Below are 17281 nucleotides of genomic sequence, written 5' to 3' on the forward strand. Positions count from 1 at the left end.
TGAAAGAAGATTCAAAAAAGGGGGAGCAAAGAATGAAAAAACTATCAAAGCGGTCGCTGTTGTCCGCTATTGTAGGAGTAAGTTTGCTAGTTACTGCAGCATGCGGTGGTGGAAGTGATTCAACAGGAGCGGATGAAGCTGGAGAGGTTGAAGAAAAAGAAAGACCGTCCAGCGTGGTGATTGGAACTGCTTCTCAAGGGGGCGTTTACTACATTTACGGTGGTGGATTGGCCCAGCTATTAGACCGTGAGCTTGGCGTAAGCTCAAATGTTGAAGTAACAGGTGGACCTGTTCACAACATGCAGCTCGTGAATGAGCAAGAACAGGACATTGGCATGATCACAATGGGTCCTGGCTATGAAGGTGTATTGGGAGAAGGGGATTGGACAGGTGGAGAGACGTATGATAACGTCCGTGTCATTTTCCCGATGTATACGACTCCTTTCCACTGGTGGTCGTTGGAGTCAAGCGGCGTAACGTCCATTGAAGACATGGACGGGATGCGTGTCGGTGTTGGACCTTCTGGAGGTACTTCCGGAACGTATCTACCAATCATTCATGAAGTGCTAGGTTTGGATATTACACCAGTTCTTGCAGGTGCTAACGATATGGTTAGCCAACAGTTAGATGGTCAGCTTGATGTCATTGGGTTTGCAGCAGGCCTGCCAATTCCGGCTGTTGCAGAAGTTGAAGCTCAGCGAGACATTCACCTATTTGGAATTGATGGAGAAAGTCGTGACAAGGTTTTAGAAGCATTACCGTACTTTGAGCCGTATACCATTCCAGCGGATACGTACGATCAGCTTGATGAAGACCTAGAAACGATTGCGATGTTTAACTTCGGTATTACGTACAGTGAAATGAATGCTGACTTTGTTTACGAGCTTGTCAAAGCGTATCACGAAAACAATGATTTGCTTATGACTACACACTCTTCGGCAGAAGAGGCAGTACCAGAGGCAATTTTGCGAAATGAAGTTGTGCCTCTACATGTAGGAGCGATTCGTTATTACGAGGAAATCGGTATCGACCTTCCTGAATCCGTATATCCTGCTGAATGGGGAAACGAATAAAACGATTGTTGCAGCCCTTGCTTTCATGATGGAAAGCAGGGGCCGCAATAGTAAGCATTGTTCAAAAAGTCGAATGTAGCAGTATCAACTACGAAAGGATAGGAGGGATTCCCATGGCTGATGAGCAAAAAGTGAACTCCGTTGTAAGTGAAGACAAGGCAAAAGAATTGGAAGAAGCTGTTGAAGGCCCATCCAACGCTCGTTCGTTAACAGGTTGGGTCGGAATTCTGTTCACTGTCATTGCGGTTGGGGGAGCACTCTTTCATTTATATATTTTAAACTTTCATCCGATTGAGCCGTGGATTTTTCGCAGCGTTCATATCGCGTTAGGAGCCGTTCTTGGATTTCTATTGTTTAGAGGATGGAAAACAGATTCAAATCGCGTTCATGTCGTCGATTGGTTGCTGATCGCTGCAACGTTGTTTGTCACCTTTTATATTTATCAAAATGTCTCGGCCTTGTTGTTCCGTGTTGGGGTTATGCCACAACCGATGGATACAATCGTTGCCGTTTTAGGACTTCTCATCATTCTTGAGTTGACACGGAGAACAAGTGGCTGGACGTTGCCAATTTTATCAGGGGTATTTATTGCTTACGCCTTTCTCGGACCGTGGCTACCAGGATTTTTGAATCACGGTGGGTATTCATTTGATCGATTTGTTACGTATATTTATAGCTTGGATGGAGTATTCGGCGTAACCGTTGACGTTTCGTCGAAATACATTTTATTGTTCATTGTTTTCGGGGCCTTTTTACAAATGTCCGGTGTCGGCCGATTTTTCATTGACTTTTCATTCTCATTGGCTGGTGGGATGAGAGGGGGACCGGCAAAAGTGTCCGTTATTTCAAGTGGATTGATGGGCATGATGAACGGGACATCTGCCGGAAATGCAGTAGCGACTGGGTCGTTGACGATTCCGTTAATGAGACGTGTCGGCTATAAAGGGCAGTTTGCTGCGGCGACGGAAGCGACCGCTTCTGCTGGGGGACAAATTATGATTCCGATCATGGGAGCCGGTGCCTTTATTATGGCGGAAATTACCGGAATCCGTTACTCGGAAATCATTATCGCAGCAGCCATCCCTGCATTCCTCTATTTCTTGTCTGTTTACTTCATGGTTGATTTTCAAGCGATTAAAAACGGAATGAAGGGGTTGTCTCGTAAAGAGCTTCCACCTCTCAAAGGAATTTTAAAGCAATCCTATTTGTTTATTCCAGTCGTCTTGCTTATTGCTTCCTTGCTTATGGGCTATTCGATAATCCGCTCAGGTACAGTTTCGATTCTCGCCTGCTTTATCGTGAGCTGGATCCACCCAACGACTCGGATGGGGCTAAAGAAAGTGCTCGGTGCATTAGAGCTAGGAATGAAAAATGTCATTCAGCTCTTAGCGGTATGTGCGTGTGCAGGGATTATCGTTGGAGTCATTGCCCTTACAGGGGTCGGCTTGCGATTTAGCTCCATGCTTTTAGGGATTGCGGATGCAAACAAACTGTTGGCCCTCCTATTTGCCATGGGGATCTCCATCATTCTTGGGATGGGTATGCCGACGACAGCCGCTTATGCCGTTGCAGCTGCCGTTGTTGCACCAGGTTTGATTCAGATTGGCATTGAGCCATTACACGCCCATATGTTTGTTTTCTACTATGCGGTCATGTCAGCCATTACGCCACCGGTAGCGCTCGCAGCCTATGCGGCGGCTGGTGTAGCAGGAACGGATCCATTCAAAACCGGGGTCGATGCATTCAAGCTAGGATTGGCAGCGTTTATCGTACCGTTTATGTTCATTTACAGTCCGGCGATCATGATGGAAGGCGAAATCATGAGCATTGCCCTTGCGACGATTACCGCTTCTGTCGGCGTCTACTTGCTTGCGGCAGCGGTTCAAGGTTGGCTTGCAGGTAAAGCTGCATTAACTGTTGTTCGTTTGCTCCTCATTGTCGCTGCTGTTTGTCTTATTCATTCAAGCTGGGTGTATGACTTTGTCGCCCTCGGAATCGTGGCTATTGCATTTATTTTACAAAGAACGGTTAATAAACAAACACCATTGGATCCGAAGGCAAGTACAGTTTAAACATAAAAAATTGAAAGGGCTACTCCAAAAAGGGGTGGCCTTTTTTCTTTTCCGAGGTTAAAAACAACCGAGAGTGCTCTAGATCAGTCCCCCCTTTAGTTTTGCTCTGCATTAAGCGCGTGCTTCGCTTTTTTTAAGTTTCATTTGTTAAACATTCTGACATGATTTTTTGTCAAATAATGATCTTTTTTCTTATGGAACGATTGTGATAGATTGATGTGGAGTTTTGATAATTCTAAATTTTCATTTAAAAGGAGGTTGAGGTTTATTTACGATTTTGTTAACAGTTGGCCGTTGGTTTCGGGTACTTTATTTGGGGGTGATGGAATCTGATGAAGTGGATGAAATCCATGGCATGGTTGGCCGTTGTTTTGGTCGTTTCGTTCGTAGCTCCTGCCGTTAGTTCTGCTCATGAGGATGTGAAAACTCTCGATATTCAGTCCTATGTAAGAGACATGCAGCCGGGTTGGAATCTTGGGAATACGTTTGATGCCGTCGGACAAGATGAAACAGCATGGGGAAATCCACGTGTGACACGAGAATTAATTGAACGGATTGCGGATGAAGGGTATAAAAGCATTCGGATTCCGGTGACGTGGGAAAATCGTATCGGAGGGGCACCTGATTATCCTATTGATCCTCAGTTTTTAAATCGAGTGGACCAAGTGGTTCAATGGGCGCTGGAAGAAGATTTGTATGTCATGATTAATTTACACCATGATTCATGGTTATGGATTTATGAAATGGAGCACAACTACAATGGTGTAATGGTCAAGTATCGCTCGCTCTGGGAGCAACTATCGAACCACTTCAAAGACTATCCAACAAAGCTTATGTTTGAAAGTGTCAATGAGCCAAAGTTTAGTCAAAACTGGGACGAGATCCGTGAGAATCACCATGCGTTACTAGATGACTTAAACACGGTCTTTTTCGAGATTGTGAGACAGTCTGGTGGCCAAAATGATATCCGGCCGTTAGTGTTACCAACTATGGAAACAGCCACATCACAACCGTTGCTAAACAACCTTTATCAAACGATCGACAAATTGGATGATCCTAACCTCATTGCCACGGTACACTATTACGGTTTTTGGCCTTTTAGCGTGAATATCGCTGGCTACACTCGGTTTGAAGAGGATTCGAAACGGGAGATCATCGAAGCGTTTGATCGAGTACACCATACATTTGTAGCAAGAGGGATTCCAGTCGTTCTAGGTGAGTTCGGCTTGCTTGGATTCGATAAACATACTGGAGTGATTCAACAAGGTGAAAAGCTAAAGTTCTTTGAGTTTCTTATCCATCATTTGAACGAGCGGGATATTACCCATATGCTTTGGGATAATGGGCAGCATTTCAATCGTCATACGTACGAATGGTATGACCAGGAATTGTTTGACATGATGCGGGCAAGCTGGGAAGGACGATCATCCGTTGCCGAGTCAAACTTTATCTATTTGAAACAGGGAGATCCAATCGCAGATGCAACGGTATCTTTACAATTGCACGGAAATGAATTAACAGGGCTCCGGGCCAATGGACAACGACTAACGCCGGGGCAGGACTATGAGTTAAATGGAGAAAGACTTACAGTGAAGGCCCATGTCCTATCGGCAATCGCTGGCTCAGGTACGTTAGGTTCAAATGGCGTGGTAACGGCCGAATTTAATCGTGGGGCAGATTGGCATTTTCGGGTGAATACGTATCGTACGCCTGTATTGCAAAGCACGCAAGGCCACGTGAGCAACTTCAGCATTCCTGCTTCCTTTAATGGGAATAGCTTAGCAACAATGGAGGCTGTCTATGTGGATGGCGGAAATGCTGGCCCGCAAGACTGGACCTCCTTTAAGGAGTTTGGCTATGCCTTCTCTCCTTCTTATGATACAAATGAGATGAAACTGACCGAGGCGTTTTTTCGTGAGGTGCGGGATGGTGAAGTTCGGTTAACCTTCCATTTTTGGAGTGGTGAAACAGTCAACTATACGATTATTAAAAACGGGAACCAGGTGACTGGGATAGCAGCTCAGACAACCAATTCAAAAAACAAAAATAAAAAATAAAATTGAAAGCGCTTTCTATGGTGTTGCCCGAATATCTGAGGTTCTTTAGTAGAATCCGATATTCGGGTTTTTTCATACATTATAGGGGCGCTTTTTTATGTTGCGCAGGTTAAATGGTTTTACGTATGGGAACCCTACTACTAGATTATTGTGCACTCTTTTTGAGTATCATTATCACCGTCTTATCATATGTATATGAGTTGAACCATCTAGTAACCTCTCTTAAAATTGGTAAAGGAAATGTAACGTTGTGATAGTAAGGAAATGGTATGATGGAGAGAGACGTGTGTTCGAGAAATGGAGGAGCGTAGAATGAATGAAACGATGCAACGCATCGCGAGAGTCATAGAGAATGTGGAACGAGTGGTCGTCGGGAAACGTCAGGAAATCGAGCTGAGCCTTGTCGCATTATTTGCTAGCGGTCATGTGCTCTTAGAAGATGTACCTGGTGTAGGGAAGACAATGCTGGTGAAGGCGATTGCTCGATCACTTGGTGCCGATTTTAAGCGAATTCAATTTACCCCAGATCTTCTCCCATCTGATGTCACAGGAGTTTCGATTTATAATCAAAAAACGCAGCAATTTGAATTTCGTTCCGGTCCTATTATGGCCAATGTCGTTTTAGCGGATGAAATCAATCGGACCTCCCCGAAAACCCAGTCAGCATTACTGGAGGCGTTAGAGGAAGGTAGTGTGACGATTGAAGGGAAATCTCTTGTCTTGTCAAAGCCTTTCTTTGTTATGGCGACACAAAATCCAGTAGAATACGCGGGGACTTATCCATTGCCTGAAGCGCAGCTCGATCGGTTTTTGTTTCGTCTGCAACTAGGATACCCTAAGCCGGACGAAGAGCTGGATGTCTTAAAGCGGTTAGAGAAACAGCATCCAATCCAGGAGCTATCTCCAGTGATGGAAACAGAGGAGGTTATCCAACTCCAGGAAGAGATTAAGGATGTTTTCGTTGAAGATAATGTGAAGGCCTATATCGTTGAGATTGTCAATTTGACGAGAAAGCACCAGAAGGTTGAATTAGGCGTAAGTCCGAGAGGGTCGATTGCAATGATGAAGGCGGCTCAAGCTTATGCGATGATCCAAGGGCGTGACTATGTGATTCCAGATGACATCAAAACACTAGCACCATTTGCTCTTAGTCACCGCTTAATTTTAACAGCAGAGGCGAAAATGTCAGGGACTGATCATGAAGAGATCATACACGATGTACTGCAACAGGCGAAAGTGCCAGTCATACGAAAGGAACTATTGACGTAGATGAAAAAAAGCAAGCTGTTTGGAGTGTTACACCATACTTTCAAGGTTCTCTTACTCGTCGGTTTGCTCGTCGCCTCCTTTACCTATGCCATGTTTCAAGGTGGCTTTGTTAGCTGGTTTCTCTTTTATAGCGTTGTGACCGTGACCGTGCTCACTCTGATCGTGTTTCTTTTTTCCTTTCAAGGATTTGACGTAGAGCGATCGTTAAGTCAGAAAACGGCACAAGCCGGAGGGGAACTGACAGTCACGATTTATCTTCGCAGACGTTCCTGGCGGCCGTTTTTTTATATTCGCGTAAAAGATTTAGTCCCCTTATCGATCGGACGAACGGAAGGCGCAGGGGCACTGTTTTTCTTTGGATTGCAACGAGAGTGGTCCTATCAGTATGTCATTTCTAATATTCGCAGAGGGGAGCACCGATTTGAGAATGTGCACCTAGTGTTCGGAGACTTGTTTGGATTGATTGAAAAAGAGACGACCGTGCCTGTTGAATCAAGTGTCTTAATCTATCCGAACGTTCATCATGTGAAGGAGTTACCACCGATTCAAAACCGAACCTTTTCACAGGGGAAAAGGGCGAATCGCAAACAGGAAGAGGAACGATCCCTTGCCGGTGTTCGTGATTATGTACCAGGTGACCGGTTATCAACGATTGATTGGAAGCAGTCAGCACGGGCGTTGAAGTTTGTGACCAAAGAGTTTGAATCATATGATGGGGAAGGGATTGTTGTCGCCTTTGATGCTTATTTAGAGACACTCTCTCCCACAAGCTTTGAAACCGCGGTTGAATTGGCAGCTTCTCTAATGTATAAAGTTTTGCAACAACGGCCTTCGCTAGAAGTGGCGGTTCGCAGAAAAGGGTGGCAGACGGTGACGATTGACACCCACATGCTCACACTTCCGTTAACGTTGCTCGCAAAGCTTCAACCGACGGAGGAGGGACCTAAGGCAAAGGATCCTGTCTATCTTTCTTGGAGAGGAGCAACGGTCTTCTATGTTTGCACAGAGTTGAGCGAGGCGATAGTCGAGGCCGCCCGTACGTTGCAAATGCAGCATGTGAATGTGCAAATCTGTCTTGTTGGTAAACATCGCAAGAACCAAGAGTTTGCTGAGCAATTAAAGCAGCACCGGATCCAGATTCACACGTTTGAACCGTAAGAAGAAGGGGGGAGTTTAAAATGGTTGAGAAAAAAACGATGAACCTAGGGAGAGATTTTTTTCTGTATGGTCTAGGCTTTTTATTATTAATGGAATGGTTGCTCCCCCTGCCTTCGATTACTGATACAGGATATATTCGTGTGTTTGTGATTTTCACTAGCCTTTTTTTCTTAATCACTTTTCTCCAGCTTCCTTTAGCTGTATCGATGGTAGTGAAACTCGGCCTCTCGATCTACGGCATTTATTTGATCTTTTATGAGAGCCCCTTTTTTGCATTGGACTGGCTTCTTCTGTTTGTGGCAGAGATGGGGGTTAATTTAGGGTTTATCGTTGGTGGCAATTTCTACGCGTTAACCGATATGTTCAGGAGCTTTCTATTTTTCGTCTTGTTGTCGATTATGAGTTACTTGCTTTTTTATTGGATCGTGTACATGCGAAGAGCACTTTTCTTTTTAGTGCTTACGATTATTTACATTACGGTTCTTGATACATTTACGGCTTATGATGCCTCGATGGCGATTGTACGTACATTTGTTGTCGGCTTCGTGCTTCTCGGACTTGTCACCATTTATAGGAAAATGGAGCGGGAAGGGGTTCGTGTCGGCTCGAGGTATTTGCCCTTGCGGTTAGGTTTGATGTTAGTAGCCGTCATAGGGATCTCTAGCATATTAGGCTTTGCTTTCCCTAAGCTCGATCCCCAATGGGACGATCCAATGCCGTTTATGCGTGCAGCAGTGGGACTTGATCCGTACTCTGACTCTGTCGAGGTGGTTCAACGGATCGGCTATGGGGATTCGGATGGTCAGCTAGGTGGCGGATTTATCGATGATGAAACGACCGTGTTTTACGTCACCGCTCCCGAAGCTCAATACTGGCGTGGTGAGACAAAGGACTTTTATACGGGGCGTGGCTGGGAGACAACCACACCGGAGCAAGTGCAACCGCAGGCTCCGTTAAGGACTGCCACCGAAAATCTCGTTTCTGTTGAGCAGCGAAGGGCAGAGGTTCAATTTGAAGATGGACAAGCTCGTTATGAGCATCTGTTCTATCCAGGACAGCTCGACAGCTCGGAGACGGCAGGCATTGTAGTCGACGCGTATACGGAAAAGGCTACGACGTATTCTGGATCAAGTCCAACCGTTCTTACTAGGTATGAAATTGACTATTATTATCCAACGTATTATATCGATCAGCTTCAGCAAAGCTCAGAAGTCGATCCACAAAACATTCAAGATTACTATTTGCAGCTCCCCGATTCGGTGCCGCAGCGGGTTTATGAGTTAGCCGAAGGAATTGTCTCTGAATACGAGAACCGCTATGATCAAGCAAAGGCGATCGAAAATTACTTTCAGAGGTCAGGTTTTCGATATGAAACAACAGATGTACCGATCCCGGAGGATGGGCAAGATTACGTAGATCAGTTCCTCTTTGAAACCCAGGCTGGCTACTGTGATAACTTCTCTACATCGATGGTTGTTTTGCTTCGATCGGTAGGGATTCCAGCGCGCTGGGCAAAGGGTTTCACAGCAGGAACGCTAGTGGACTCAACGAATGAACAAAACGTATATGAAATTCGTAACTCAAATGCCCATTCTTGGGTGGAAGTTTATTTTCCTGAGGTAGGCTGGGTTCCATTTGAACCGACACGCGGATTTACGAACGAATTTGATTTTACGGAAAGTCCTGTGGATAATCAGCAGAATACTGAAATTGAACAAACTGATCGAGAGGAGCCGTTAGAGACTGTAGAGAACGAAGAACAAGAAGTAGAGGATGCCTTCGCTGAGTTGGAGGAGGCTAGTACAGAAGAGGTAGCAATTTCTCCTGAAAATGGAGCGGGAGGTTTACCGTTCCCTCTTTGGTGGCTTGCGCTTCCGTTGCTGATCTTGTGTATGGCTTTATTTGCAGGTAACAAAAAGCTTGTCGGTTTGGCTTTGATTGGCTATTTCCGAGTTACCAGAAAGGAGGATGCGTTTGTCCATGCGTATAAACGGCTCCTCTGGTATTTAAACTATATAGGGCTAGGGAAGAAGCAAGGAGAAACACTTCGAGAGTACGCCGTACGTATTGATCAAGAGTGGTCTACGGAGACGATGACGACATTAACGTTTGAATATGAGCGATTGCTCTACAGTTCGGATGTGCCGGCAAACTGCTGGGAGCACGTAAAAGGGGATTGGTTGCAGCTAATGAGAAAAATTAGCTCTTGAACCTTTTGTCCTCGACTGATAAAATGTTTCCGTGTTTTACATGTAGATATCATCCCTTTCGTATATACTTGGAGATAAGGTCCAGGAGTTTCTACCAGATCACCGTAAATGATCTGACTATGAAGGTGGAATGGCTCGATATCTTCGTACGGAACGTTTGTCCTTGCGTAGGATGATGGCTAGAATTCTGCCTTTTTATAGATGGAGGGGGATTCTAGCTCTTTTGTTATTCGCTTTGTGAACGATGTGTTTTTATTCTTGGTAAAGGGTGATATGAATGATGGAACAATTATCAGAAGAAATGATTGTGGTTCTCGATTTTGGTGGACAGTATAATCAATTAATTACGAGACGAATTCGTGATTTAGGTGTATACAGTGAGCTTCACCCTAACACAATCACTGCAGAACAATTGAAAGAGATGAAGCCAAAGGGGATCATTTTTTCAGGAGGGCCAAATAGTGCTTATGCAGAAGGGGCGCCTAAATGCGATCCGGCGATCTTTGATTTAGGAGTACCTATTTTAGGGATTTGCTACGGAATGCAGCTAATGACACAGCATTTCGGAGGTAAGGTTGACGCGGCTGAGCATCGAGAGTACGGAAAGGCGACGATCACAGTAGAAAATCAATCGAAACTGTTCCAAGGGTTGCCTGTAGAACAAACGGTATGGATGAGCCATGGTGACTTGATTGTAGCACCACCAGAAGGCTTTGTTGTGGATGCGCAAAACCCGTCTTGTCCGGTGGCAGCTATGAGTGATGAAGCACGCAACTATTACGGTGTTCAATTCCACCCTGAAGTCCGCCATTCACAATTTGGCGACGACATGCTGAAAAACTTCGCCTTCGCTGTTTGTGGTTGCGAAGGAAATTGGTCAATGGAAAACTTCATTGAATTGGAAATGGAGAAAATTCGCGAGCAAGTCGGGGACAAACAAGTATTATGTGCCCTTTCTGGTGGAGTCGATTCATCGGTCGTTGCGGTCTTGATTCACAAAGCGATTGGCGATCAGCTCACTTGTATGTTTATCGATCATGGTTTACTGCGTAAAGGTGAAGCGGATAGTGTCATGAAGACGTTCAGCGAAGGGTTCAATATGAACGTAATCAAAATCGATGCAAAAGACCGTTTCCTATCAAAATTAGAAGGTGTCTCTGATCCTGAGCAGAAACGAAAAATCATTGGTAACGAATTCATCTACGTGTTTGAAGAGGAAGCAAGCAAGTTAAAAGATATGGACTTTTTAGCGCAAGGAACATTATACACCGATATTATTGAAAGTGGGACTGCCACGGCGCAAACGATCAAATCCCATCACAATGTCGGTGGACTTCCTGAGGATATGCGCTTTGAATTAATTGAGCCGTTAAATACATTGTTCAAAGACGAAGTAAGAAAGTTAGGTACAGAACTAGGGATTCCAGATGAGGTCGTTTGGCGACAACCATTCCCAGGACCAGGCTTAGGCATTCGTGTTCTTGGAGAAATCACAGAAGAGAAACTTGAGATTGTTCGGGAATCAGATGCGATCCTACGTGAAGAAATTAAAAAAGCAGGGTTGGATCGCGAAATTTGGCAATACTTCACCGCCTTGCCGAACATGAGGAGCGTTGGGGTTATGGGCGATGCACGGACATATGATTATACAGTTGGTATCCGTGCGGTTACATCGATCGATGGGATGACGTCCGATTGGGCGCGCATTCCGTGGGATGTCCTCGAGATTATCTCTACGCGTATCGTCAATGAGGTGAAGCATGTTAATCGTGTCGTCTACGATATTACATCGAAGCCGCCAGCGACGATTGAGTGGGAGTAAGACGAATATTATTCGTTGTTTTTAACTTAATGTTCGTCTTTTGTATTGACGGACGCTAGTGGGTTTGCTACACTATTTTTGAAAAATAAATCGAAAACATCATTTCGTATAATGGCAGGAATAGGGCCTGCGAGTTTCTACCAAGCTACCGTAAATAGCTTGACTACGAAAATAATGGGTTTTTTACTCTTTATTTGTGGTCGAGCTTCAGGTAGCTTTCTATCTGGGGCTTTTTTTATGAAGTTCTTGCTCGTTTTCGAAATGGTGACGAATAGAAGGAGAGGAACTATCGATGGATCGCTACTTTGGATTCAAAGAGCATGGCACGACCTATGGCCGTGAATCAATTGCCGGTTTGACGACGTTTTTATCAATGGCCTACATCCTGTTTGTGAACCCACTTATTTTAGGTGACGCTGGCATGGATGTCCAAGCGGTGTTCATGGCGACTGCGCTAGCTGCAGCTATTGGAACCCTCATAATGGGGATCCTTGCTAAATACCCGATTGCGTTAGCTCCTGGAATGGGATTAAATGCATTTTTTGCGTATTCTGTTGTCATTGGAATGGGAATTGACTGGCAACTTGCCTTGTTCGGTGTTTTTGTTTCGGGAATTATTTTTATTCTTATTACAGTCTTTAAAATTCGTGAAGTGATCATTAACGCCATTCCGGCAGAATTGAAAAATGCTGCTGCCGCAGGTATCGGATTGTTTATTGCGTTTATTGGATTAAAAAATGCAGGCATTGTCGTTAGCGATGAAGCGACCGCGGTATCTTTAGGGCATATTCTCAACGGCCCGACGCTGTTGGCTTGCTTCGGTTTAATTGTAACGGTTCTTTTCATGGTAAGAGGCATTCAAGGTGGTATTTTTTACGGAATGATCCTTACGGCGATTGTTGGGCTGATTTCTGGGATCATTACGTATACAGGTGGGGGAATTGTCAGTACTCCGCCGAGTTTAGCACCAACGTTCGGACAAGCCTTCAACATTCAGATGACTGATGTGTTCTCCGTTCAATTTTTGATCGTCGTGTTAACATTCTTGTTCGTTGACTTTTTCGACACAGCGGGTACTCTTTATGGAGTTGCCAACCAAGCGGGCTTTATTAAAGATAATAAGCTCCCTCGGGCAGGTAAAGCATTGCTTGCGGACTCAAGCGCAACTTCCATTGGAGCAATCTTAGGAACGTCAACAACAACGGCCTACATTGAATCATCCGCAGGTGTTGCCGCCGGAGGACGTACAGGATTCGCTTCCATTGTCACAGCTGGATTGTTCGTCCTTGCCATGTTCTTTTCACCATTGTTGTCCGTAGTTACGGAACAAGTTACGGCAGCGGCTCTTATTGTTGTCGGAATTTTGATGGCTTCTTCTTTACGGTTTATTGAGTGGACTAAACTCGAAATTGCGATCCCGTCATTTTTAACGGTGGTTGCCATGCCGCTTACGTACAGCATTGCAACAGGGATTGCATTTGGCTTTCTATTCTATCCGATCACGATGATTGTCAAGGGACGCGGGAAAGAAGTTCATCCGATTATGTATGCACTGTTCTTTGTGTTCTTAGCCTATTTCATCTTCCTTTCAGAGTAGGTGTTCTTATTTAAGCTGGATTCGTTTAGGCGGGTCCGGCTTTTTGTTTTCAATCAAAGTAAGTGAATAATTAAGTGACGTCGATTAAAATAGGAAGTAGCAAATTGTAATTTCATTACCGTTGTCAACAGGGGCTGTATAAAAAATATTACTATCGAACGCAAGGAGCAATTTTACTTCAAGAGTGGGTTTCTTCAAGTGAGTTCCTATTGAATGTAAAAAATAGAAAGTGATAAAACCAATTTGACTTATCGGAATAATGTAGTACGATGGAATTATTAAATTTAAAAAAGATTTTGTCATTTGTGAGGTGGATATCGTTGCAACTTCAGGTAATGAACAGTCCTTTTAACGAGGAGCAGGTAGAACTCCTCAACCGCCTTTTACCAACCTTGAATGCGTCTCAAAAGGCTTGGCTAAGCGGTTATTTGACAGCTATTCAATCTGCCGATACTGCAACAGTGCTAGAAGCGGTACCAGCAGCGGCTCCGGCGGCAAATACAGCCCAGCCTGTATCTAAGGAAGTGACCATTCTTTTTGGCTCACAAACAGGAAATGCCCAGGGACTTGCCGAAAATGCGGGAAAGACGCTCAAAGAACAAGGTTTTCAAGTAACCGTCTCATCGATGAGCGACTTTAAACCGAACCAATTGAAAAAATTAAAAAATCTGCTTATCGTCGTTAGCACACATGGCGAAGGCGATCCGCCAGATAACGCGCTATCATTCCATGAATTCCTCCATGGGAGACGGGCTCCGAAGCTTGAGGATCTCCGTTATTCTGTGTTGGCTCTTGGCGACACCTCCTATGAGTTTTTCTGTAAAACGGGAAAAGATTTCGATCAGCGCCTTGAAGCTCTTGGGGCTACTAGACTTCAACCGTGTGTTGAATGTGACCTTGATTTTGAAGAACCAGCTGCGAAATGGCTTGAAGGTGTTATCGCCAGTCTAAGTGAAGGTCAGGGTCAGACTGTGCCTGCTCAGCCGGCAGCTCCTGAAGCCAAAGCAGTGGAGACGGTGTATTCAAGAAAAAATCCGTTCCGAGCAGAAGTATTGGAAAACATTAATTTAAATGGGCGGGGATCAAACAAGGAAACACGACACCTTGAATTGTCCCTTGAAGGCTCAGGTTTAACGTATGAACCAGGTGACGCGCTCGGCATCTTCCCTGAAAATGACCCTGAACTTGTCGATCTGTTACTTAATGAACTGAAGTGGGATGCAAACGAAGTCGTCGCAGTAGACAAGCAAGGAGAAAGGTTGCCACTTAAAGAAGCGCTAACTTCCTACTTTGAAATTACGGTGTTAACGAAAAAGTTAATTCAACAGGCAGCTGAGCTTTTGGATAATGAAAAGCTACGCGCTCTTACGGCTTCAGAAAATGCCCAGCAATTAAAAGCGTATATTGATGGACGCGACTTGGTTGATTTCGTCCGAGACTTCGGCCCGATCAATGCATCTCCGCAGGAGTTTGTTTCCATTCTTCGGAAAATGCCACCGCGCCTCTATTCAATTGCCAGCAGCATTGCAGCGAATCCAGAGGAAGTGCATTTGACAATTGGGGCGGTTCGCTATCATGCTCACGGCAGAGATCGAAAAGGGGTCTGCTCGATCTTATGTGCAGAACGCCTTCAGCCTGGCGATACGGTGCCGATGTTCATTCAGCCGAACAAGAACTTTAAGCTACCAGAAAGTCCAGAAACACCAATTATCATGGTCGGACCAGGTACGGGTGTGGCACCATTCCGATCCTTTATGCAGGAACGAGAAGAAGCGGGAGCTACAGGAAAGTCATGGATGTTCTTTGGTGACCAGCATTTCGTTACCGACTTCCTTTATCAGACAGAGTGGCAAAAGTGGTTAAAAGACGGAGTGTTGACAAGAATGGATGTCGCCTTCTCTCGTGACACTGAAGAAAAAGTGTATGTACAGCATCGCATGCTCGAGCATAGCAAAGAGCTGTATAAGTGGCTTGAAGAAGGGGCGGTATTCTACGTTTGTGGTGATAAGACAAACATGGCAAAAGATGTTCAGGAGGCCCTGCTTGAAATTATTGAAAAAGAAGGCGGCAAGAGCCGTGAGGAAGCAGAAGCGTATTTAGCAGAAATGAAGAAGCAAAAACGTTATCAGCGTGATGTGTATTGATTTTGATTGAAAGGAGTTTTTTTACAACATGGGGAACGAAAGATTAAAAGCACCAGAAGGTCCACCGAGTGATGTAGAGCGCATAAAAGAAGAAAGTAATTATTTGCGCGGCACGCTGAAGGAATCAATGCTCGAGCCGATTAGTGCCGGAATATCCGATGATGATAACCGGTTGATGAAACATCACGGTAGTTATTTGCAAGATGACCGAGACCTTCGCAATGAGCGGCAAAAACAAAAGCTCGAACCGGCGTACCAGTTCATGTTGCGTGTTCGGATGCCGGGCGGAGTGGCAACGCCTGAACAGTGGCTTGTCATGGATGAACTTGCTCAGAAATATGGAAATGGCACTATGAAGCTAACAACAAGAGAAACGTTTCAATTGCATGGCATTTTAAAGTGGAACATGAAAAAAACGATTCAGGCCATCCACTCAGCTTTGTTGGATACAATCGCGGCATGTGGTGATGTGAACCGAAATGTCATGTGTACCTCAAATCCGTATCAATCGGAGATCCATCAGGAAGTATATGAATGGTCAAAGAAATTGAGTGATGATTTGCTTCCGCGTACACGCGCGTACCATGAAATTTGGCTTGATGAAGAAAAAGTGGCAGGCACGCCAGAAGCAGAAGAAGTTGAACCGATGTACGGACCGCTTTATCTTCCTCGGAAATTCAAAATTGGTATTGCAGTTCCACCATCCAATGACATTGACGTCTTTTCTCAAGATCTCGGCTTTATCGCGATTGTGGAAGATGACAAGCTTGTCGGTTTCAATGTGGCGATTGGCGGCGGTATGGGGATGACGCACGGGGATAAAGCGACATACCCGCAGCTCGCTAAAGTGATTGGCTTCTGTAAACCTGAACAAATATACGATGTCGCGGAAAAAATTATTACGATTCAGCGTGATTACGGTAATCGCTCGGTTCGAAAAAATGCCCGTTTCAAGTATACGGTAGACCGTCTCGGTTTAGAGACCGTCAAGAATGAGCTGGAAAACCGCCTTGGCTGGAGCCTTGATGAGGCGAAGCCGTATCATTTCGATCATAACGGCGACCGCTATGGCTGGGTCAAAGGTGTGAAAGGAAGATGGCACTTTACATTATTTGTGGAGGGCGGTCGTGTCACTGATTATGCAGATTACAAATTAATGACCGGCTTGCGCGAGATCGCGAAAATCCATACTGGTGATATTCGCCTCACGTCCAACCAAAACTTGATTATTGCTAATGTTACTAGCCAGAAGAAGAAAAAGATCAATGAGCTAATCGAGCAGTACGGTCTGACGGACGGTAAGCATTATACAGCACTCCGTCGCAGCTCGATTGCCTGTGTTGCGCTTCCGACATGCGGACTGGCAATGGCGGAAGCAGAGCGGTATTTGCCGAAGCTAATCGACAAAATTGACGAAATCATCGAAGAAAACGGCCTGAAGAATGAAGAGATTACGATCCGTATGACAGGGTGCCCGAACGGCTGTGCCCGCCATGCGCTAGGCGAAATTGGCTTTATTGGAAAAGCGCCGGGTAAGTACAATATGTACCTTGGAGCTGCTTTTGATGGCAGCCGTCTAAGTAAAATGTACCGTGAAAATATTGGAGAAGAAGAAATTTTAAAAGAACTTCGCGAAATTCTCCCACGTTATGCGAAAGAGCGTAAAGAAGGGGAGCATTTTGGAGATTTTGTCATCCGAGCTGGAATCATCAAAGAAACGACGGATGGAACAAATTTTCATGATTAAAATAACCTGAATCCGTGATGAAATCATTTCCAACATTGCCTCCAAAGCCTGTTATAATAATGTTATCAGCTGATTTATGTTGATAATTTTATTTCACCAGGCAGGTGTAGAAATTGGTTAAGTTTATATTAG

The 17281-nt window shown here is 44.8% G+C and carries 10 protein-coding genes and 2 riboswitches; all 10 genes read left to right on the forward strand.

The window, feature by feature from the left end; genetic code table 11:
- Window positions 1–32 precede the first annotated feature (32 nt).
- Window positions 33–1073: a TAXI family TRAP transporter solute-binding subunit gene (locus tag E2L07_RS13190; RefSeq protein ID WP_134229785.1), complete on the forward strand. Its 1041-nt coding sequence runs from the start codon at window positions 33–35 to the stop codon at window positions 1071–1073.
- Window positions 1074–1186: 113 nt separating this feature from the next.
- Window positions 1187–3145, forward strand: coding sequence for a TRAP transporter permease (locus E2L07_RS13195; protein ID WP_134229786.1), 1959 nt, complete (start codon window positions 1187–1189; stop codon window positions 3143–3145).
- A 332-nt stretch (window positions 3146–3477) separates the two neighbouring features.
- Window positions 3478–5202 carry a cellulase family glycosylhydrolase gene (locus E2L07_RS13200; RefSeq protein ID WP_134229787.1) on the forward strand — a complete coding sequence of 575 codons (1725 nt, stop codon included), beginning with the start codon at window positions 3478–3480 and terminating at the stop codon, window positions 5200–5202.
- Window positions 5203–5514: 312 nt separating this feature from the next.
- Entirely contained in the window at window positions 5515–6471 is a 957-nt protein-coding gene (locus E2L07_RS13205) for an AAA family ATPase (RefSeq protein ID WP_134229788.1), read from the forward strand.
- Complete coding sequence (locus tag E2L07_RS13210) at window positions 6472–7629, forward strand: DUF58 domain-containing protein (protein WP_134229789.1); 1158 nt, start codon at window positions 6472–6474, stop codon at window positions 7627–7629.
- 20 nt (window positions 7630–7649) lie between these two features.
- Entirely contained in the window at window positions 7650–9839 is a 2190-nt protein-coding gene (locus tag E2L07_RS13215) for a transglutaminase TgpA family protein (protein WP_134229790.1), read from the forward strand.
- A gap of 38 nt (window positions 9840–9877) precedes the next feature.
- Window positions 9878–9979, forward strand: a riboswitch (purine riboswitch).
- Between the two features lie 140 nt (window positions 9980–10119).
- On the forward strand, window positions 10120–11661 hold the full coding sequence (gene guaA / locus E2L07_RS13220; protein ID WP_053432244.1) for a glutamine-hydrolyzing GMP synthase: 1542 nt from the start codon (window positions 10120–10122) through the stop codon (window positions 11659–11661).
- Window positions 11662–11745: 84 nt separating this feature from the next.
- Window positions 11746–11847: riboswitch (purine riboswitch) on the forward strand.
- Window positions 11848–11953: 106 nt separating this feature from the next.
- A complete protein-coding gene (locus E2L07_RS13225) occupies window positions 11954–13258 on the forward strand; it encodes an NCS2 family permease (protein WP_134229791.1) in 1305 nt (434 codons plus the stop codon).
- A 320-nt stretch (window positions 13259–13578) separates the two neighbouring features.
- On the forward strand, window positions 13579–15402 hold the full coding sequence (locus tag E2L07_RS13230) for an assimilatory sulfite reductase (NADPH) flavoprotein subunit (protein WP_053432242.1): 1824 nt from the start codon (window positions 13579–13581) through the stop codon (window positions 15400–15402).
- A 28-nt stretch (window positions 15403–15430) separates the two neighbouring features.
- Window positions 15431–17149 carry an assimilatory sulfite reductase (NADPH) hemoprotein subunit gene (gene cysI, locus E2L07_RS13235; RefSeq protein WP_010896787.1) on the forward strand — a complete coding sequence of 573 codons (1719 nt, stop codon included), beginning with the start codon at window positions 15431–15433 and terminating at the stop codon, window positions 17147–17149.
- The last annotated feature ends 132 nt before the right edge of the window (window positions 17150–17281 follow it).

It is taken from the genome of Halalkalibacterium halodurans (assembly GCF_004376175.1).
GTDB classification, from domain to species: Bacteria; Bacillota; Bacilli; order Bacillales; family Bacillaceae_D; genus Halalkalibacterium; species Halalkalibacterium halodurans.